Source organism: Paenibacillus nasutitermitis, assembly GCF_014641075.1.
In the GTDB taxonomy this organism is placed as follows: Bacteria; Bacillota; Bacilli; order Paenibacillales; family Paenibacillaceae; genus Paenibacillus_Z; species Paenibacillus_Z nasutitermitis.
In genome coordinates this window covers 31,259-47,246 of record NZ_BMHP01000003.1, presented here as the reverse complement: position 1 = coordinate 47,246, position 15,988 = coordinate 31,259, and the positions used below count along the sequence as shown (strand labels likewise).

Annotated in this window: 16 protein-coding genes and 2 pseudogenes; 10 read left to right on the top strand and 8 right to left on the bottom strand. The window is 48.4% G+C overall.

From position 1 onward, the window contains the following. The first annotated feature begins 43 nt into the window (after positions 1-43). The gene (locus tag IEY46_RS19405; RefSeq protein WP_188994105.1) at positions 44-337 is read left to right on the top strand and encodes a hypothetical protein; all 294 of its coding nucleotides are present in this window, start codon (positions 44-46) and stop codon (positions 335-337) included. A gap of 48 nt (positions 338-385) precedes the next feature. Here the strand turns inward: IEY46_RS19405 and IEY46_RS19400 are convergent, their stop codons facing one another. The 3 genes from IEY46_RS19400 to IEY46_RS19390 all read right to left on the bottom strand — a co-directional run bounded on the left by IEY46_RS19400 (position 386) and on the right by IEY46_RS19390 (position 4,241). Continuing rightward, the gene (locus IEY46_RS19400) at positions 386-1,429 is read right to left on the bottom strand and encodes a hypothetical protein (protein ID WP_188994103.1); all 1,044 of its coding nucleotides are present in this window, start codon (positions 1,427-1,429) and stop codon (positions 386-388) included. A 130-nt stretch (positions 1,430-1,559) separates the two neighbouring features. Continuing rightward, positions 1,560-3,083 (bottom strand): oligosaccharide flippase family protein, encoded by a 1,524-nt coding sequence (locus tag IEY46_RS19395; RefSeq protein ID WP_229750410.1) that lies wholly within the window; start codon positions 3,081-3,083, stop codon positions 1,560-1,562. Between the two features lie 60 nt (positions 3,084-3,143). Further along, positions 3,144-4,241, bottom strand: coding sequence for an amidase domain-containing protein (locus IEY46_RS19390; RefSeq protein ID WP_229750409.1), 1,098 nt, complete (start codon positions 4,239-4,241; stop codon positions 3,144-3,146). 359 nt (positions 4,242-4,600) lie between these two features. Here IEY46_RS19390 and gap point away from each other — a divergent pair, with 359 nt between their 5' ends. Both gap and IEY46_RS19380 read left to right on the top strand, forming a co-directional pair. Next, positions 4,601-5,656, top strand: a complete 1,056-nt coding sequence (gap, locus tag IEY46_RS19385; protein WP_188994099.1) for a type I glyceraldehyde-3-phosphate dehydrogenase — start codon at positions 4,601-4,603, stop codon at positions 5,654-5,656. Positions 5,657-5,719: 63 nt separating this feature from the next. Continuing rightward, positions 5,720-6,388, top strand: coding sequence for a hypothetical protein (locus IEY46_RS19380; RefSeq protein ID WP_188994097.1), 669 nt, complete (start codon positions 5,720-5,722; stop codon positions 6,386-6,388). An 88-nt stretch (positions 6,389-6,476) separates the two neighbouring features. Here the strand turns inward: IEY46_RS19380 and IEY46_RS19375 are convergent, their stop codons facing one another. Continuing rightward, on the bottom strand, positions 6,477-7,076 hold the full coding sequence (locus IEY46_RS19375) for an RBBP9/YdeN family alpha/beta hydrolase (RefSeq protein WP_188994095.1): 600 nt from the start codon (positions 7,074-7,076) through the stop codon (positions 6,477-6,479). A gap of 212 nt (positions 7,077-7,288) precedes the next feature. Continuing rightward, positions 7,289-7,465, bottom strand: a complete 177-nt coding sequence (locus IEY46_RS19370; protein ID WP_188994093.1) for a hypothetical protein — start codon at positions 7,463-7,465, stop codon at positions 7,289-7,291. Positions 7,466-7,539: 74 nt separating this feature from the next. Here IEY46_RS19370 and IEY46_RS19365 point away from each other — a divergent pair, with 74 nt between their 5' ends. Further along, positions 7,540-7,881 (top strand): winged helix-turn-helix transcriptional regulator, encoded by a 342-nt coding sequence (locus tag IEY46_RS19365; protein ID WP_188994091.1) that lies wholly within the window; start codon positions 7,540-7,542, stop codon positions 7,879-7,881. Between the two features lie 140 nt (positions 7,882-8,021). Here the strand turns inward: IEY46_RS19365 and IEY46_RS19360 are convergent, their stop codons facing one another. Beyond that, positions 8,022-9,125, bottom strand: a complete 1,104-nt coding sequence (locus IEY46_RS19360; RefSeq protein WP_188994089.1) for a branched-chain amino acid aminotransferase — start codon at positions 9,123-9,125, stop codon at positions 8,022-8,024. A gap of 124 nt (positions 9,126-9,249) precedes the next feature. On the opposite strand from IEY46_RS19360, the pseudogene IEY46_RS19355 reads away from it, so the two are divergent. Next, positions 9,250-10,147, top strand: a pseudogene (locus tag IEY46_RS19355) (LysR family transcriptional regulator). Between the two features lie 153 nt (positions 10,148-10,300). Here IEY46_RS19355 and IEY46_RS19350 read toward each other — a convergent pair. Further along, positions 10,301-10,705, bottom strand: a complete 405-nt coding sequence (locus IEY46_RS19350; protein ID WP_188994088.1) for a DUF6220 domain-containing protein — start codon at positions 10,703-10,705, stop codon at positions 10,301-10,303. Positions 10,706-10,738: 33 nt separating this feature from the next. Then, a complete protein-coding gene (locus IEY46_RS19345; protein ID WP_229750408.1) occupies positions 10,739-11,254 on the bottom strand; it encodes a DUF2269 family protein in 516 nt (171 codons plus the stop codon). Between the two features lie 185 nt (positions 11,255-11,439). Between IEY46_RS19345 and IEY46_RS36425 the strand changes: the two are divergent. The 5 genes and pseudogenes from IEY46_RS36425 to IEY46_RS19325 all read left to right on the top strand — a co-directional run. Continuing rightward, positions 11,440-11,531 (top strand): annotated as a pseudogene (locus IEY46_RS36425) (winged helix-turn-helix domain-containing protein); the annotation flags it as partial. 113 nt (positions 11,532-11,644) lie between these two features. Beyond that, a complete protein-coding gene (locus tag IEY46_RS19340; RefSeq protein WP_188994086.1) occupies positions 11,645-12,037 on the top strand; it encodes a hypothetical protein in 393 nt (130 codons plus the stop codon). A gap of 3 nt (positions 12,038-12,040) precedes the next feature. Then, positions 12,041-13,945: a transglycosylase domain-containing protein gene (locus tag IEY46_RS19335; protein WP_229750407.1), complete on the top strand. Its 1,905-nt coding sequence runs from the start codon at positions 12,041-12,043 to the stop codon at positions 13,943-13,945. Between the two features lie 213 nt (positions 13,946-14,158). Then, positions 14,159-14,893: a GntR family transcriptional regulator gene (locus IEY46_RS19330; protein ID WP_188994084.1), complete on the top strand. Its 735-nt coding sequence runs from the start codon at positions 14,159-14,161 to the stop codon at positions 14,891-14,893. Between the two features lie 127 nt (positions 14,894-15,020). Further along, positions 15,021-15,947 carry a carbohydrate ABC transporter permease gene (locus tag IEY46_RS19325; protein ID WP_188994082.1) on the top strand — a complete coding sequence of 309 codons (927 nt, stop codon included), beginning with the start codon at positions 15,021-15,023 and terminating at the stop codon, positions 15,945-15,947. The last annotated feature ends 41 nt before the right edge of the window (positions 15,948-15,988 follow it).

Below are 15,988 nucleotides of genomic sequence, written 5' to 3'. Positions count from 1 at the left end.
GGTAGAGCCGAGACGGGAATTTGGGGCAGAGGAGAAATGATTTGTGGCTAAATACAGGAAAATAACCGCCATTCTGCTGGGCATCATCATCGTGATGATTATTGGCGAACAATTCTCTCCGGTCCAGCGTGCGACAGCGAGGGCCACGGCGTCCGTATATGTGGCCCTGAAATACAATTCCATGGATTTAGCTTATCAGGGAGTCGAATACTCCCCGCAGTTCGGCGATTATTTTATTTCCTACCGGAGCAAGGAAGGCAAGCAGCTGGCTTTTGCGGTCAAGTCCAGGCGTATGCCGTTTATCGTATCGTTTGACCCGCTGAAACAAGAGGCTTAGCATCATCCATAATCGGCGAACCTTATCCGGATTAAGGATTAGGTTGTTTTAATTGCCATGCAGGTCCGGATTGGCCGAGATGATAGTTTCGGCGGATTCCCACAGGCGGGGCAGAAACCGGATAACCGCTTCGGCCCGACGGGGGATAACTTCCGCAGAGGAAATGCCCAGATCAGCGATGGCCGCTTCAAAATCCGGAAGCAGCGCTTGCTGCAGCTCCGGCGGAGCATCGGCGGCAAGAATCTTGTGACAGCGCGCATAGGTCGCGACGATCCAGAAAACGGCTTCGCAGTGTCGTCCGGACCGAATCAATTCTTGGCTACCCTCAATGGCAACGGGCCGAGCTGCGGCGGTGATGTCGGAGCTGAACATGAACGGCGTTCTGGCCGCAGCCGCAGCCGCGTCGAAGGTGCGGGTCAGACCGGCGAGCTGCTGCTCCACCTGCCGGGGGCTCAGCTGCGCGCAGCCCAGCAGTTCCAGCAGCTCCATGTAGAGCGCCGGTTGCCCATATTCCATAAGCACGCTCCGCGCGGCCAGATAACGGAGTCTTACCGTCGGATTCCGCAGCGCGGCCACAAGGATGACATGCGTGGTCACTCCGGTCGGAAACAGCCATGACGTTACCTGGTCATGAAGCGGCGCGGAGGCATCGATTGACCGCAGCCCGTTCTCGATCTTCTGCCGGGCCTCTTCACACCGGCGTCGCACCCATGGCCGCTCGGCAAAGTGGAGGGCAACCTGCCGCTGCAGCTCTGCCAACTGCCCGGTGGGATCGGCAATGATCGTATCCACTCGAAAGCTGCCTGCCAGGTGATAGGACGAGAGCACTTTCTCGGGCGTGCCGAATAGGCTCCACGACAGATGGGTGATTTCAAGCAGGGCACCGGCGTATAGGAACTTGCCCAGCTTGAGCGGAAGCTCGTCCTGTTCGGTGACAACGACAACATCGACATCCGAAGCCACAGGGAGCTCCGCGTCGTCAGGCAGCCCGACCGTCGAGCCGCTGAAATACGCTCCGATAAATCCCTCCTCACGGCTGGCATACTGGTTAACCCATTCCGCAGCGGCTGTCCGCGCGTTTCCTACTCGCAAGAGATCATTCCTCCTCTGTTCATTCTGAAACATATAAACTGTAGATGTCTATTATATACCAGTTCACCACGATAAGGGCTAGACGGGTATGAAGAAATTCCGGGATCACAAGCGATTGGAGCTATTCCTCCTATGTCTGACCAGCTTTTTTCCGAAATCGGAAGAGAATATACAGAATAATGCAGACTGCAAAAAATAGGGTATGCCCAATTGAGCGGATGAATGTCGATTCCAGCCCGATGTACAATAGAAAACGATCAAAAGGAGTGTAAAGAAAGATTGTGACGATAAGAAAAAGCGAACCAATTAATAAGCCGGTTACGGGTAAAGCATCTTTGCATCGTTTTTGCAATACAATCCCATTCCAGAGCAAGGGGATTAGCTCGAAGGCTAATACGCTTATTGCGGTGCCCGCGTAACCAAATCCGGGAATGGCCGTCAAATAATATGCGAGGATAACGGAACATATAAGACCTAGAAACAAACCGGCTAAAGGCGCTCTTTTTTTGTCGATTGCCCACAAAATCGTTGTCGTAAGTTCCCTCATGCCAGCGATCAGAGGAGCAAAAGACATGTACTGAATGGCTTTGGCGGCCCCGATGTTGCCAAAAATCAGTGTGGACAGCTCCTCTGAATGAAAGAATAGAAAAACGGCAGAACCGATTCCCCAAAGCCAACCAATTTCTAAGGATAAGCTTGAACGTTCTGTAAAGTCCTGTTTTTTTTTATTTTGCCAACTGGCGGTTAATTTAGAAGCAATCGTATACGATAATGCCGCGGTAAGAATCGTAGGCAAGTAAACAATTATTGATGCCATGCCGGTTATTTCGCCGAAAATAGCTACTGCATTTGATTGACTCATCCCAGATGCCTGCAGGCGTCCCGGAATGATGAGCGAATCGAGAAGGTCGGATGTCGGGACTATCAAACGTGTCAGTGTGAGGATTAAGGATGATTTGATAAACAATAATATTCCGGGTCCAAGAATGATCCAACGTAATGAGTTTTGCAATGTGCCGCTATCAATAAGGGCAGGCAGCGTTTTTTTTCTATAATGTAGTACCCAAAGGAACCACAATGCAGTAAAAGCGCCTGTAAATGCCCCGAACACAGCCCCGCCCACCATAGCGTGAATGCCATATTTCATCCATAAAACTGCCAGCAGCAGGATCGTACCGCCACGAACCACTTGTTCAACGAGCTCGGAAGCCGAAACAGATCCATAAAATTCGATGCCTTGCAAAAAACCCCGGTATAGCTGTAATAAAGGGATAATAAGAAGCGCGGGCGCTATGCAGCGGATGGGAAACGTCAATTGGTCATTCGCGAGATAATGAGCTATATAAGGCGCCGTGATGTAACAAAGTGAAGCGGAACAAGTCCCGAGGATTAAAAAGGGTATCATTAAACCCTTCAAAAATTGCAAGCCGCGCTTCGGATCTTTGGCTGTCATTAACGCTAGCGAAGTTGGGAAACCGCCGGAAAGGAGCGTAAGAGCGAATCCGAAAATAGAATAAACAATTTGATAGATACCCGTTCCTTCCGCGCCGAGCAGACGAAACAATGGAATGCGAATGGCAAGTCCAATAACTTTTACAAGAAAAATAGCGCCCGTCCGAAGCGCCGTTTGTTTAAGGAAAGCGGGAAGCTGCATATTTTCACCCCAATAACCTTGTCCCAAAATTATATGAACAAGGCTGACGAGGTATACTTATTAATTGTTAATATGAACCAATAGATATTTCGTGTGTTTATCCCAACCCAGATCAAACGGGACTCGATAGCGGTCAGCGGTGTGGGAATTAACCAAAGGATAGCCATTCGCATCATGTCCTACAATGATTGAGAAATGGTCTGTGTCTCCTTTAATCGAATAGCCGATCACATCGCCCGGCAATAATTCCGCGATTGCCCCATCAGGATGTTTTTCATTTGACCGGGTAATATCCGTAAACGTTCCTTTGGCAATCAATCGGCCATAACCGGAATACCGGAGGAAATGTTCAAAGGCATCTGTTTGCACCCATGCCTTGCTGCCGCCTCTCCATACATTTGTCGTCCGCAATCCGCCGCCTTCCTTAGCGTCTCCAAGAACCTGTGACGTAAAATTGGTGCAGTCTCCGCCGAGCGGCGTAAAGTCCTTATACTTTCGGTTATATCGATTTTTATTCCCGGCTCCCCAAGCCAGCCCCGCATACTTGTTGGCGTAAGTTACCGCGCGCTCCCTGTTGTATCGCCCTTCTTCTTTTTCTTTGGGAGCAGCCGAGGAAGGATGAGGAAAGCCGTCCGGGGTATCCGAGATCAAATCCGCGTTTTCCTCCAGCGGATCCAGGTACCATTCCTTTTTTACGACCCATCGGTTGTTTTCTTTTTTCAGCGTCAGGGCATGTCGCGTACCGACCCCGAACGACTGCGAAGGAAGCTGCGATGATTTGTATTGATAAGATATCCTGACCGATTGCACCAAGGTTACTTTAGCTTCATCTCCATCTTTTTTAAGACGGCCAAGACGAATATTGGGTTCAGTGGAAATAAGGCGAATGTTACGTTTTTCCGCCCAGGAATTCAGGTATGTTGCCCGCCTTAATTCCATTTGATAAGCATACCGGCTTGCGCCTTCGGTTTTAATGTAATACTTTTCAATCGTTTCCGGATGCGGATGGATAAGAAAAGTATTGCGATCGTTATACAACTGAGATAAGAAACGGGTGATTTCTTCTTTATCGCTTCCCTGTGAAGAGGAATCGTAACCTGTTATTGGTGCAAACGCAATTACGATTGACATTCCGGCTAACAGAAATAAGCGCAACACAGCTTATTGCCTCCTCCCAAAGGTATTCTTAAATCCAACTTGCTGATTGTAAACATCTTTGTTTATGGGATGCCAGAACCTGATTAAGGACGGCAAGCGGTGTTCTCCGCCATTTTTTTGCGCATGTAGTTAAACTGCCCATTCTTTTCTGGGATATGATACGGAATTTCCATCCAGTCTTTATTCTTCATGGAGGGATAGGAAAAATCAGCCTCCTGCACAAGCATGCATAGACTTATAAGGCTTTAATTAGAACGTCATATTTATTTAAAAGTACATAGTAAATATTTATTATGATACCTATTGAATTAAATGATGTGTAATATATATAATTAAGACATACTAAATAAGGATGGTGAGTGGATGTGAAGGTTGGTCTCAGCGGTACAGGAAGAATCGGAAGGTTGTACCTTCGCAGGGCGTTCTCACAACGCAGCCCCATTTGCGATACGGTCGTCATAAACTCGACATGTCCTTTGCCTACCTTGGCGCATCTGCTTCAGTACGATACCGTTCACGGTAAGTGGGAAGCGGACATCCGAATCGAGGAGAGCGGCTTGCTTATCAATGGGGCGCGGGTCCCTGTGATTTCGGAGAGAAATCCCGAGAAGCTTGCCTGGAGGGACTATGGCGTCGAGCTTGTTATCGATTCAACTGGGCAGTTTACCGACCGTACATCCCTTGGCAAACACCTGCAGAATGGCGCACATAAAGTTTTACTGACTGCACCAGGGAAGGATATGGACCTTACTATTGTCATGGGCGTCAATGAGAACCGTTACGCTCCCGATCATCATCACTTGCTCTCGGCGGCCTCCTGTACGACCAATTGCCTGGCCCTGGTGCTTCATGTTCTGGACCGCGCCTTCGGGGTGAAGGAGGGGTGGATGACCGCGGTGCATGCGTACACCAATGATCAGAATCATCTCGATAACCCGCATAAGGATTTGCGCCGGGCACGGGCTTGCACGAGCTCGATCGTCCCGACTACTACCGGCGTGTCGAAGGCTTTGGCGGATGTGCTTCCCCACCTGGCCTCGCACGTAAACGGGTTGTCCGTCCGGGTTCCGACACCGGATGTTTCGCTGCTCGATTTACAGGTGGTTCTAGGCAAGACTGTGCAATCGGCCCAAGTGAAGGAGGTTTTTGAGGCGGCGATTAAGGACAGTCTGGGGGCTTACCTTGCATATAACGATTTGCCGCTCGTTTCATCCGACTATATCGGCAACGAGAAGTCCGCAGTGGTCGACGGCCTAAGCGTCATGACTCGAAACAATCAGGTCAAATTACTTGCCTGGTATGACAATGAATGGGCTTATGCCTGCAGAGTATTCGATCTTGCCCAATATATTTCGGAAGCCGACCAAAGCCATCGCCAGGAGGGGGATCATGTGCGACTCCTGAACAAACGGTAACTTTTTCGCCTGTCGTTCCGTTTATTAAGCAATAGTCTTCTTATGAAGAACAGGGGGTACGTGATGCGGCGGACATTTGGGCTGCTATTGTGTGCGGTCATGGCGGGTGTCGTCATGACGGCATGCGGTCATGTTATTGTGGATTGGGCGGATTTCCTGAAGCTGGATGGAAAAAACTATTCAGGCGATTGGGGCGTGGCGGTCGCCGATCCTGCCGTCGTAGAGAAGAAAGTGAACGAAGTGAAATTTGAATTATCCACCTCCAGAAAGAGGAATAATCCGAATTATAAAATACGCAACGGAGATGCTGCTTTTCTGCCTGAAGGAACTGAAGTGTTTGCCATCAAAGGATATCCCGAAGGAAGTATCGTTGCGGTCCGCGATGCAACGGGCTTGAATGGATATAAAATCTACCGCGAAGACGGAACAGCGCCTGTCGCACTGGAGCAGCAGGATGTCGATGAGATCCGGATCTATTCGAATTATGAGCAGGGGACATCTCCGGGTGAGCTGCACAAGAGAATTGGCGGCAAGGATATTCCGCTGTTCTTCAAGCTTGTTGAACATGCGAAGCCGGGCGAATATTCCATTCCCTGGGGAGAAGCCGATAACTATCTGGTGGTCTATGTGCTGGAAAGCGGCCTGGGTGTACAGCGTGATTTTTCAGGTTATGGCGGCAGCTATTATGACCAGGATGCCCTGCTGCCGGATGAAATCAGCCGTTTTTTCTGATAAACAAAGACTATATATCTATAAAAGGAGCCGATAAAATGAGATACGTTAACCTTAAGTTATCGGCTCTAACGTCTTAGCGTCGTTATTATGAACCCTGGTGAATCTTTTGTTTGATTAAATTTTTTAAAAGCGTCAAGATTAACGGAAATTCTATATATCCATCTTCTGCTAAAAAATGACCATTTTCTTTTTTACGGTAATAGTCCGCGTCCAATTCTTGTGCAAGTTGGTCTGTTAATTCAGTAGGGACAATAGAATCATTAGCAGAAGCTAAGACAGTGATATTGCCATGGGTTAATTGTTTGATTGCTTGAAAGTCAACACCTTTTTTAGTAAAAGAATCCAGCAATGGCAACTCGGGCAGCTTTGTAGAGAAACCTGAAACTAATAACAGCCCGCCGATTTGAACGTTTGTGTCCTGATGAAAGATTTGGCTTAAGTAAATTAAAGTCGTAATACATCCTAAGCTATGTGCGACCAAATAAGTATTTTCATCTAAGACTGGAATTTCCTGAGCCAATTTCGCTAACCATTGATCCGGATCAGGCTGGTTTGGATTTGGCATTTGCAGGGTGGTAGCTTGTTGAATTGGCAGTTCATTGATTTTTTCAGCTAGCCAAGGGAACCAGTGATCTTCTGGTGTAGCCCCAAACCCATGGATAATGTAGATTTTTTTGTTTGTCATCGAATGTAATTTCTCCTTAGTGGGTTGATTTTGTCTGGTACAATACGATTATAAAATCAAATAGACTAAAATGTTAGTACGCACTTTTTTGTGAGATACTAACCAAAAGGAGAGTAAAGAGATAGAAAATCTGTATTATTCAAACCCCCTTTTAAAAAAAAATCTCTTACGTACATCTATTAAATTCATTCCTAAATGTAAAGTAATTTCGACTATTTGCTTGATGGAAAAGCATATTTTTTATTGGAAAACGCAATTAACAAAGCAATAGTCATTAATAAAATAATTGTTATTGGGAAAGAACCTGTGCCAGTAACATCAAAAAGGATTCCTCCTATGAGTCCGCCTCCTGCAATAGCAATATTCCAAGACGTTGTACTGATGGACATAGCAACATCTACTCAACCGAAATGTTAGTATGCACTTTTTAGTAAGATACTCACTAAAAGGAGAGTAAAGACATATGGATACATTATGCAGAAGTACATACCCGCCATTTGAATTAGCACTTTCAATAGTTGGTGGGAAATGGAAAACAAAAATTATATATGAACTTGCTTGTGACCCAACCCTTCGATATGGAGAATTGAAAAAGAATATTTCAAATATTACTCATAAAATGTTGAGTTCTCAATTAAAAGAGTTAGAGAAAGATGGCATGATTATTCGAAAAGAATATCATCAAGTACCACCAAAAGTTGAATACTCTTTATCAGATAAAGGTATTAGCTTTATACCTATTTTAGAAAGTTTATGTTCTTGGGGAGTGGAGATAAGGCAAACTCTACAGGAATTGTCTGTCTAAAAAAAAGCTGATTAAAACGATTACTACGATTGTTTTCAGACAATATTTATATATCCATAGATGTTGTGGACACAAAAATAGACACCTCAATTTGAAGTGTCTATCTATTACCTATTCAATTTTCACAATGGAAGTATCACCTATACAAGCGGCGAAGAATCGAGTTTGCGGGTTTCAACCTCAACCATCCATTGAAACGGATCTTCGACCTTTCCGCTTTGAATGCCGGTTAGCGTATCGTACAGCTTGGCCGAAAGTTCGCCGGTCCGACCCTCATGAATCACGAGCTTGTTATCCTGCCAGTTCAACTCGCCTATCGGTGAAATAACAGCTGCCGTTCCTGTACCGAAAGCTTCCTCCAGCGTTCCTTTTCTGCCGGCTTCGTAGATTTCCTCGATCGAGATTGTTTTCTCCACCACGGGGATGCCCCATTTTTGCAAAAGCTGGATAATGGAACCGCGGGTAATGCCGTCCAGAATACTTCCATTTAATGCTGGCGTATATACCGTCCCGTCCATTTTGAAAAAAACATTCATGCTGCCGACCTCTTCGATATAGGTGCGATGAACGCCATCGAGCCATAGGACCTGTGAATAGCCTTTTTCTTTGGCAGCTTCCTGGGCTTTCAACCCGGATGCGTAATTGCCGGCTGTCTTCGCTTCGCCCAGCCCGCCTTTCACGGCGCGGACATAGTGGGATTCCACGTATATTTTGACTGGATTTACACCCTCTGGGTAATAGGAGCCGACAGGGGACAAAATAATGATGAACTGGTAATGTGCGGAAGGGTCCACACCCAGTGCAGGTTGTGTAGCGATTACAAATGGGCGGATATAGAGGGAGGTCCCGGGTTCCGAAGGAATCCAGTCCGCATCAACGGCAACCAGCTGCTGTAGCGCGTCAAGCGCGGCTTCCTCGTCAAGCGGGGGAATACCCAGACGCCGTCCCGAGTTATTTAAACGATGCAGATTTTTCTCCGGTCTGAACAGCAGAATTCGTCCGTCAGATGTTTTATAAGCTTTAAGTCCTTCGAATATTGTCTGCCCGTAATGGAGCACCTTGGCAGCGGGGTCCATGGAAATCGGCTGGTAGGGCACGATCCGGGGCTGATGCCAGCCGTTAGTTAAAGAATAGTCCATTATAAACATATGATCGGTAAAATGGAGACCGAATCCCAGCTGCTGCTGATCCGGTTTTTGCTTCTTCGCAGTTGTGCGCTGAATCTCAATAGGGCGAATCGTCATCTTCATCTCTCCTTGGCCGTTAACGAGCAATAATCCTAATAGAATGCTATCATTACCTATTATATATTAAAAATATCTATTTTATCGATGTATCATACCTTTTCGGTATAGAAGGGGTGAGGGTGTGGATATCCGTCAGTTAAAGTATTTTATGGCGATTGCCAGGGAGGGCCAGGTTACGGCAGCCGCGAAGCAGCTGAATATGGAACAGCCCGCCGCTCAGCCGCCAATTGAAGCTGGTCGAGGAGGAATTGGGAGTAAGGCTGTTCGACCGAAGCGGCAAACGCTTGAAGCTGACCGAAGCCGGCAAACTGCTGCAGGAAAGAGGAGCACTGCTGCTCAATCAATTTGAAGAAACGCTCAAGGAAGTGAAAGAAACCGAGGAAGGAGTGAGGGGACTTCTTTCCATCGGCTCGGTTGTATCCTGCATATCCATTCTGCCGCCGCGTATCCAGTCGTTCCGGGAGAGGTATCCGCAGGTGACTTACAAAATCGAGGAAGGCGACCATGTGTATATGGGGGAGCAGCTGGAGAAACGAAAAATAGAGCTGGTCATCGCCCGTCTGCCTTTCGAAGCATTAAACGATTCCAGGCGCTACGCTGTTCTTTCGCTGCCATCGGACCCGTTCGTTGTGGTGATTCCCCGTTCATGGACGGACTATTCCCATCTCGACAGCATTCTGATGAAGGATATAGCCGGTTTTCCTCTGCTCACCTTAAAAACGGAGCATACCACGTGGATGCACGAGCAGGTTGTGAGAGAATGCCTCAGCCACGGCTTTGAGCCGAATATTATTTGCGAATGCTCCAGCGTGGCCATTATTATGTCGCTTATTGCGGAGGGGATCGGCGCTACTTTTTTTCCAAAATCAGTTTTGTCTTCCTTTCCGAATAACGTCGTGAAGATGCTGGAAATCCGGGATGCGGATTTTCAGTCCGATGTGGGCGTTGTTTGGCTGAAGGACCGTTATTTATCAAAAAGCGCCCGTTATTTTATCGACAGCTTCCGTACGGATTGCTAACCGGCAACACAGGCAGAAAAAAACCAGTCCTACACGTTTCCCATGTTGGACTGGTTGCGTTTCCCCGGGAACACGCAATTGGTACTCTGACGCCGTTGCACAGCTCCCAGCGCACGGCGGGGCAGCATGTATGGCAGTCAGCCGAATATCCTTCTAGCCTTGGACCTCGCCGTTTCTCCGAAGAAGCAGCCATGACCAGGACTTCCTCAACAAATATCCCGAAATCCAGAATAACAGCAGCGCGTCCACCGTATGAAGCGCGGGGAGAACTCCCGTGAACGTCTGAATCGTCATATGCTGCAAGGAGGTAAGGGCAAACAACCCGAGCGTCAGCCACCGGAGTCCGCCGCGGATGCTCCCAAAAAACGATAGCAGAAACATAATGATGGCCCCGAATTCAAAATAGTTCGCGAATACGCGATGCAGCTCCAAATCTGCGCTGTCCACAAAAACACCCAACCCGGCAAAATACACCTGGAGAATGACGCATAGGACGTATAGAGCCGCCAGCAGTCCGTAAGTAAATCGCACCGATCGGATGCGCACGTTAAGTTCCATGATGGGATCTCCTCTCCATTTCTCGAAATCCTGTTAAACAGTTTTTATTCGCGAGCCCCACGGCTTAAATACCGAAAGGACGAACATGCCGCCAATCGATAAAATTTGGATGATAATGCCCATCCAAAGCTGTCCGCTGTTCACGGTGAATGCCGGATCGTAAGAAACGTTCAGCCCTTCCGCCGCCGTCAGCGCAACTGCCTTCAATGTTAAGGCTTCCATACCGATAGGTCCTAAAAGAATGGCAATAATCATTAGTCCTTCTTTGGCAATAATCCAGTAATAGGTAAACAGTCCCCAGCGGGTCAGCACGGAAAGCAGAATTCCCGTGACCAATGCGCCGATCGCCGAAGCCCGGACCGATGTCTTTGCCAGCACATGCATACCCGAATAACAGGCTTTGAGCACGCCTTCGTCGGTTGTGGTAGCCGCGGTAATACTTAGAATCAGAAACGTAATCGCCCCTCCGAACATAATCGCGGAAAACAGGAGATGAGCCGTTAGCAGCCATCTTCTCTGGGTTAAGCTGATTTTACTTATATTCTTCACCTCCTGCTTTCTAAACGGCGCCTGCCGTTCGATCTTAATGATAGTCTGCGTGTCTAAAGGGACTCTAAATGAAATCTAAAAAAAGTATAAATACGGATAGCGTTTCACTGCTCACCCGGTCCGGCCGACGTTTATACTTTTTTTAGAAATGATTTAGCGAAGGTTTACACATCATTGTTATGTACATCAGCAAGTTGCGGGAAAAAATTGAAGCGGATCCCTCCAATCCACAGTATATCGAGACCATTGGGGCGTGGGATACCGTTTCAACCTATAGACTCGACGCGCATGTAATATGCGTTAAGGAATAATTAAGAACTGCTTACCGGAAAGCTTAAGATCGCTCCAGTAAACTGTTTCCAAGAAGCTTGTTTTGGAGGCGGTGAACCTATGGAGTCGATTTTCAGAAAGGTCCGGATCAAATTTTTGTATGTGGGGACAGCCAGCGCTTTAATGAGCGTTGTGCTGCTTTATGCGGGTTACCGAATAACGGCATTTCTATACAGAGCCGGGCTGCATACGGCGGACAGCTCCTATGTGAAGCTTATCAACTGGATCATCAATCATATTGGCAAGCTCCCGGCGGCAATGCTGACAGGCAGTGCTTTATTTCTTGCTATCTTCTTTTGGCGCTCAGGTAAAATCCGTTCCGATCTTGAGGAGCTTTGCCGGGAACATGCGGAGGCGGCGCTTATGGTGGAAGCCGCAAATGATGAAGCTGAAGAAGATGAGCAGAGCGACATTCCTGCCGTTTATGTGCATTCTTTTAAGGGGCTGCATTAACGGATGGAATTGATGATGCGGAGGCTGGAATCAGGACTGCGGAAAATGAAGCTTAAGCAGCACTTCCGGGTATTCTCCGGGCGGCAGTGGGGCTATTTTTCGTTTGATCTTTGTGTTGTCGGGATTGTTTTCTTGCTGTTTGCTTATTTGGCTATGCTAATGACTGGCGATTATATGCTCCGGAGTCAGTCGGAACGATTGCAGTTGATGACTACCAGTGTGATTACAGACCGGAATGGCGTGCAGATCAAGAAGCTCACCTCGTCCGCATTCGGCAATCGCCGGGCTGCCGCGCAAGAGGAAATTCCGCTGCTTCTGCAGCAGGCGTTCCTCGCGACTGAGGACCACAGATTCTACAACCATTCCGGCATCGATTGGATCGGGGTAGCCAGGGCGGCACAAACCAACCTTGCGGCGGGGAAAATAACGCAGGGCGGCAGCACCTTGACGCAGCAGCTGGCCCGTTCGGTATTTCTGAGCAATGACCAGACCCTCTCGCGCAAGTTCCTCGAAACGGGACTCGCCCGTGCGATGGAGAACAATTACAGCAAACCCCAGCTATTGACGCTCTATTTGAATCATGTTTATATGGGCCGTCAGCAGTACGGGGTGAAAGCGGCGGCGGAGCGGTATTTTGGCATTACTGACCTGAGGAAGCTGAAGCTCTGGCAGATCGCTTCCTTGGCTGCCATTCCCAAGGGCCCTTCCATATACAACCCGGTCGATAACGCCAAACGGAACAAGGAGCGGCGCGCGGTAGTGCTTACCCTTATGCGGGAGCAGGGATATATCAGCAAAGCTCAAATGCTGGAGGCCAAGGCTGTGGAATTTGTGCCCCCGGCGCCTCCGGCTGCTGAGGTTTCATATACCGCATCCTATACCGATTATGTGCTTCAGGAAGCTGAGGCGGTAACGGGACTGGGCAGGGAGCAGCTCCTTACAGGAGGGTACACGATCGTAACGGGCTTGGACACAAGGGCTCAGCAGGCCGCCGAAGCCGCTTTTCGCCAGGACAGTCTTTTTCCCGAGGACGGAGCCACGCAAAAAGTCCAAGGGGCGTTCGTCCTGTTGGATAACGGTTCGGGGGAAATACGAGCACTTGTGGGCGGGCGGGATTACCTACAGGGAGGACTGAACCGTGCCATTCAAATAAAGCGTCAGCCCGGTTCCGTCATTAAGCCGATCCTCGTATATGGGCCTGCGCTGCAATCCGGCAAGTTCCGTCCGCAGACGCCGCTGCAGGACAAGCAGGCTGCATACGGCAGCTATCGGCCTGCCAACAGCAATGGCCGTTATTCCGGTACCGTTACGTTGAAACAGGCGATTGAGCAATCCATAAACGCGCCGGCGGTCTGGCTGCTCAACCAGGTCGGAATTCCGGCGGCGGCGAAGTTCGCCGAAGGGCTGGGCATTCGGCTTGAAGAGCATGACCGCAATCTGGCTGCCGCACTCGGCGGCTTTCAGGATGGTGTATCGCCTCTTGCCATTGCCCAGGCATTCAGCGCGTTTGCCAACAACGGCAACTTTAATGAAGCGCATGCCGTACGGCTCATCAAGGACGGGCAGGGGCGGACGATTTATGCCAGGCCGCTACGTGCCAAGCAGGTCATGACGAGGCAGACGGCCGCGGACATGACCGGGTTATTGAAGGGTACGGTAGAGCAGGGAACCGGACGAAAGGCAAAGCTCGGGCAATGGGTAGCCGGGAAGACCGGCACCACACAACTGGACGTTAAGGGGGTACCTGCCAACGCCAACCGTGATTTATGGTTTGCCGGCTATACCTCGCAGCTGACGGCTGCCGTTTGGATGGGTTTCGATACCAGCGGTAGGGACAATTATATGACGGCCGGAAGCGGAACAGCGGCGGCCATGTTCGCTGCTATTATGAAACAGCTGCCGGATTAAAGGCGTTCTAACAGAGCAGCTGGGTTCCAAGCCCAATTGCCAGCCACTTGGTTGGCTGTACGCAGCAAGGCTTTTCCTTGCGCCTCCATCGATTACACTATTGAGCCTCGATAGAAGGAATATTTTTCATTTTTTTTTAAAGAAAAGAAGGAGTTTGGATTTGGATGAAGAATTTAACTGGTATAGACCTCTATAGCAAAGTGATGGTGCATAATGATCAAACAATTAAACAAGAATATTCCCGTCCCGTTGTACTTCCAATTAAAGCAGCAAATTATTGAACAATTAGAGACAAGAGAATTGAATCCCGGCGATCCTATTCCTTCTGAACGTGAGCTTAGCGAGTTGTACGAAATTAGCCGGATGACCGTGAGACAGGCGCTGCACGAGCTTGTGAATGAAGGCCGACTTAAGAGAGAGCAGGGAAAAGGCACTTTCGTAGCCAAGCCGAAGATCAGTCAAGGGCTGTTCAAACTAACGAGCTTCAGCGAAGATATGATTTTGCGGGGGATGCACCCGGATGCTTATGTTGTGAATGTTACGGTGGAGCAGGCGAAGCCTTCCATCTGCGAGGTGATGCAAATTAAAAAGACGACCCCCGTTCTCATTTTAACCCGTGTACGTCTTGCAGACAGTAAGCCAATGGCACTGGAAACGACACATTTGTCTCTCAATCGTTTTCCAAATTTAGATAAGGAGCAATTCGACGGTGTCTCTTTATATAGCATTTTGCAGAACAAATATAATACAGTGCCATTTGCCGCTTCACAAACGATTGAAGCAGGAATGCCGACAGCCAATGAGGTTCATTTACTTGAAACGACGCTTCAGGATCCCGTCATGCTGATCGAACGGGTAACGCGTGATGAAGAGGGCAATCCTTTTGAATTCGTTAAATCGGTATATCCCGGCGATCGGTATAAGTTCCATTCCGATTTACTCCGGTAAAAATATGCAAACGAATTTACATGTTCGTTTCATTGATATAGTGGTATAGACAACTGTATGACCTGAAAATGGTAAATTCGGTTGGTCAGCAAGACTTTCACAACAAAAGATGAGGGGATATTGATCTATGTCGGAAGTGAAGCCACAAATCGTTGTAAAAGTTGCGCCGAGGCAGCGCATAAGCGCTTTTCTCAACAAGGAGTCAGTTGCCGGATGGTTGTTTATTGCACCTATGCTAATTGGGATTGGCATCTTCACGTATGCGGCGCTTGTCGTCTCACTCGGTATTTCATTTACGGATTGGGACCTGCTAACGCCAGCCAAATTTAACGGGTTTGATAATTACTATACGCTTTTCACGCGTGATCAAGCGTTCGTCGATGCTTTGAAAAACACATTGTTTTTCGTTATAACGCTTGTTCCGCTGGGAATCGCGTCCTCGATGTTTCTGGCTATTCTCTTAAATCGCCGGATTAAGGGATTATCGTTCTTCCGTACAGCTTTTTATTTGCCGCATATTACGTCGACCATTGCGATCGCAGCTGTATGGCTGTGGATTTTTAATCCCGATCTGGGATTAATCAATTCCATATTAACGAAGCTTGGGGTAGATCACCCGCCTCACTGGCTGGAGACTGTTGTGTGGGCGAAACCGGCACTGCTGATCGTTCGGATCTGGCAGGTGGCGGGGTATTATATGATCTTGTTTCTGGCGGGCTTGCAAACGATTTCAGACGACTTGTACGAAGCGGCATCGATTGATGGAGCCGGCTCCTGGCAGAAAACCTGGAACATTACAATTCCACTGCTTGCGAACACAACTTTTTTTGCAGTCATCATGTTAACGATTGAGTCCTTTAATATTTTCGAGGCCATTTACGCGATTACCGAAGGGGGTCCGGGAGGGTCGACCAATACGCTTCTCTATTACATCTATACGGAAGGGTTTCAGTCTTACAGGATGGGATATGCTTCCGCAATTGCCTGGGTATTGTTCCTGATCCTGTTTTTATTGACGCTTGTCCAGTTCGCCATCCGGCGCAGAAAGGAGTAGCGGCCGTCCCAGTTGCACCAACAAATTCTGCCCGAGGTGAT

What these genes read in the sequence shown, in the direction of transcription:
- IEY46_RS19325 (WP_188994082.1), top strand. Translation starts at nt 15,021, where the DNA reads ATGTCGGAAGTGAAGCCACAAATCGTTGTAAAAGTTGCGCCGAGGCAG.
- IEY46_RS19375 (WP_188994095.1), bottom strand. Translation starts at nt 7,076, where the DNA reads ATGACAAACAAAAAAATCTACATTATCCATGGGTTTGGGGCTACACCA.
- IEY46_RS19365 (WP_188994091.1), top strand. Translation starts at nt 7,540, where the DNA reads ATGGATACATTATGCAGAAGTACATACCCGCCATTTGAATTAGCACTT.
- IEY46_RS19340 (WP_188994086.1), top strand. Translation starts at nt 11,645, where the DNA reads ATGGAGTCGATTTTCAGAAAGGTCCGGATCAAATTTTTGTATGTGGGG.
- IEY46_RS19335 (WP_229750407.1), top strand. Translation starts at nt 12,041, where the DNA reads ATGGAATTGATGATGCGGAGGCTGGAATCAGGACTGCGGAAAATGAAG.
- IEY46_RS19350 (WP_188994088.1), bottom strand. Translation starts at nt 10,705, where the DNA reads ATGGAACTTAACGTGCGCATCCGATCGGTGCGATTTACTTACGGACTG.
- IEY46_RS19360 (WP_188994089.1), bottom strand. Translation starts at nt 9,125, where the DNA reads ATGACGATTCGCCCTATTGAGATTCAGCGCACAACTGCGAAGAAGCAA.
- IEY46_RS19370 (WP_188994093.1), bottom strand. Translation starts at nt 7,465, where the DNA reads ATGTCCATCAGTACAACGTCTTGGAATATTGCTATTGCAGGAGGCGGA.
- IEY46_RS19330 (WP_188994084.1), top strand. Translation starts at nt 14,159, where the DNA reads ATGATCAAACAATTAAACAAGAATATTCCCGTCCCGTTGTACTTCCAA.
- IEY46_RS19395 (WP_229750410.1), bottom strand. Translation starts at nt 3,083, where the DNA reads ATGCAGCTTCCCGCTTTCCTTAAACAAACGGCGCTTCGGACGGGCGCT.
- IEY46_RS19380 (WP_188994097.1), top strand. Translation starts at nt 5,720, where the DNA reads ATGCGGCGGACATTTGGGCTGCTATTGTGTGCGGTCATGGCGGGTGTC.